Here is a 2490-nt window from a genome sequence, read left to right as displayed (position 1 = left end):
CCCCGCCCCCGCCCGACGACGAGGACGACGACGACCTGGGCCAGAGCACCGAGCTGAACACGTCGGAGAAGACGCAGATCCGTCCCGCGCCCGAACGCCCGCGCCGGTAGGACCCTCCGCATGACTCGACGGGGACCCTCCAGGTCTCCCGGACCCGGGTGACGTGACGCATCCGCGCGGGACGCCCGACGCCGGACATCCCCGTCGTCCCCAGGTGGGTGGGGCCCTGTCCCACCATGCGGCTTCCACGAATCCGGACCTTGCGACGCGGTCGGCTCGGGGAGAAAGTGGTCCCGTGTTGATCCCCTTCATCGCCGCGCTCACCCTGGTGGTCGCCCAGGCGCCCGCGACCACCTCCTCCGCGAAGCCCCTCACCGTGCTGCTGGCGCCGACGGACGTGGCGCGTGGCACGCCCCGCTACCTCATCGGAACCGCCCAGGAGCACGTGGCCGAACAGCTCAAGGCCCGGGGCCTGGAGGTGGTTCGCGTGGAGGACGTGACGCGCACGCTGCCCAAGAAGAAGCGCACCGCGATGATGCGCTGCAACCGCACGCAGCCCTCCTGCATCGCGTCGCTGGGCGTGGCGGCGAAGACGGACGTGGTGATGGTGACGGAGGTGGGCCCCTACCTCAACGCCTACAAGGCCGGCGTGCGCGTGTACACGGCCCAGGACGGCGCACCGCTCGTCGAGCACTCGGTGCCGGGCGTCACCGAGGATCAGGTGCTGGACGCGCTCAGCAAGTCCCTGGACGTGGTGGTGCCGCGCACGCTGCGGGTGCTGCGTCCGGAGCCGGTGGCGCCGCCGCCGCAGGTGGTGATCCAGCCTCCCACGGTGACGCCGGGCGACAAGCAGCCGGTGACGCCGGGCGTTTCGCCGGGCGTCGAGCCGCCCACGCGGGTGGACCTGGGCGACGCGCCCAGGGTGGAGACGCCGGGGCGGCGCAAGTGGGCGTGGGTGCCGGCGGCGGGCGGCGTGGTGCTCGCGGGCGTGGGCACGGTGTTCCTGGTGCAGTCGCGCAGCAAGTTCACCGACCTGGATGAGAACGAGTTCCCGACGCTGGCCGAGGCGGATGCGGCGCGGGACTCCGGCAAGCGTTCGCAGACGATTGGCGTGGTGGGCATCGGCGTGGGCGCGGCGGCGGTGGTGACCGGCGCGCTGCTGTACTTCCTGCCGACGAAGCAGTCTTCCGTTCAGCCGTCCGTGACGCTCACGCCCCAGGGTGGCGGATTGAGCGTCGCCGGGACGTGGCAGTGAGTTCGGGGAGAACCATGCGGAACATCTGGAAGGTCGGAGCGCTGGGCGCGGTGTTCGGTGCGGTGCTCAGCGTGGGCGGGTGCCAGGACTTCGACGCGGCCTATGAGAAGTGCGTGGCCGAGGGCCGCTGCGAACCGGATGGGGGCACGGCGGACGCAGGGGACGGGGGCAGGAGCGACGCCGGGGATGCAGGGCCGGAGTGCATTCCCAGTTCGATCCCCGACCAGCCCGATGATCAGGGGCTCGACACCGACTGCGATGGCGTGGATGGCGTCGCGGACGCGGGCTACTTCGTGGATCCCGCAGGCGGCAATGACACCACCGGCGACGGCTCCCGGGAGCGTCCTTTCGGGACGCTGGCCCATGCGCTGGAGCAGGTGCGCACCAACGCCTCCGGACGCACCACCCTCTATCTGGCGCGCGGGACCTACAACGAGGCCTCCACGGAGGTGACGGTGCCGGTCTCGCTCCATGGCGGATACAGCCGGCGCGGCACCACCAACGATTGGGATCGGTTCACCGACGGCGGCACGCTCATCGACGGCGGCACGCTGGCGTTCACCGTCCGCGACGTCACCGACGCGCGCGTCCTGCTGGATGGCCTCCACATCGCCTCCAACGACGCGCTCAACGACAGCGAGTCCTCCATCGCCCTTCGGGCGATCCACACCGCGAACCTGCAGCTCCACAACACCCGCGTGGAAGCAGGCCTGGGCGGGCCCGGAAACAAAGGCTCGCCAGCGAGCCCCGACGTGAAGGGCGCCCCCGGCATCCCGGGGGGCGCCGCCCAGCCCAGTGGTACGGGCTCCATCCCTGGAGATCAGGGCACGGGAGGCACCAGCACCTGTTCCGTCAGTGGCGCCGGAGTGGGTGGCCCCGGAGGCAGCGGCGTCGTCCGGGACCAGGGTGAGACCGGTGGGACGGGCGAGCCCGCGACGAAGGGTGGAGCGGGCGGCGCAGATGCTGGCCCCGTGGACAACTCCGGCGCCTTCAACTGCGTGGGCGGGCCGGGCCTCGACGGAGATCCAGGCGCCGAGGGAACCCCCGGAGGTCCCGGTGACGCAGGGTTCGGGATGGGGTTCTTGAACGTGGATGCCGGCGTCTGGGTGACTCGGCCCACGCAGAAGGGAGCCCCGGGTGTGGGCGGGCGTATCGGAGCGGGCGGCGGCGGTGGCGGCAGTGGCGGAACGTGCTCGGACCGCACCGTCAAGGCGACCGAGACCGCGGCCTCGGGT

2 protein-coding genes are annotated in these 2490 nt (G+C 72.0%); both read left to right on the top strand.

Going from position 1 to position 2490, the window contains the following annotated elements:
- Positions 1-295: 295 nt before the first annotated feature.
- Entirely contained in the window at positions 296-1255 is a 960-nt protein-coding gene (locus D7X74_RS41275) for a hypothetical protein (protein ID WP_120538387.1), read from the top strand.
- A 14-nt stretch (positions 1256-1269) separates the two neighbouring features.
- On the top strand, positions 1270-2490 hold a 1221-nt coding region (locus D7X74_RS41270), incomplete at its 3' end, for a hypothetical protein (protein WP_120538386.1).

The organism is Corallococcus sp. CA047B (genome assembly GCF_003612065.1).
Lineage (GTDB): Bacteria > Myxococcota > Myxococcia > Myxococcales > Myxococcaceae > Corallococcus > Corallococcus praedator.
This window is presented reverse-complemented; position numbering and strand designations above follow the sequence as displayed.